Genomic DNA, 404 nt, shown 5'->3' with positions numbered 1-404 from the left:
TGAGGAGCACGATATTCTCACCCAAACCCGCTTTGGTGAGCGTGAACTTAATTATACCTTCGGTCAACTCCATGAACTGACTTCCCTACAAGTCAATCAACATGCGCCCTTGCAGTTTAGCTACAACGCACTGGGACAAGAGTTTTTACGTCAAAGCCAAGCGGGTTTTGCTAATTCTAGCCATTACACCGCCACTGGATTATTGGCCCATCAACGTGCAGGAAGAGGTACAGAATCCTTTTTACAGTCATTACACGATAATCCACTTCAACCCCCGATTTCGACCGATGTTCATCGAGGCTATCAATACGATAAAGCCTTTAATCTGGTCAATATTGATGATGCGCGTTGGAACCGCACACAATATCGCTATAACGCCAACGACCAAATTGTTGAAACCCAAT

Annotated in this window: 1 protein-coding gene; it reads left to right on the top strand. The window is 45.0% G+C overall.

Annotated elements, in window-relative coordinates:
* On the top strand, positions 1 to 404 hold a 404-nt coding region (locus INT04_RS19225; protein ID WP_193017613.1), incomplete at both ends, for a hypothetical protein.

Source organism: Proteus sp. FME41 (assembly GCF_014897315.1).
Taxonomy (GTDB): domain Bacteria; phylum Pseudomonadota; class Gammaproteobacteria; order Enterobacterales; family Enterobacteriaceae; genus Proteus.
The sequence above is the reverse complement of the archived record's forward strand: the minus strand, read 5'-3'. Positions and strand labels throughout refer to the sequence as shown.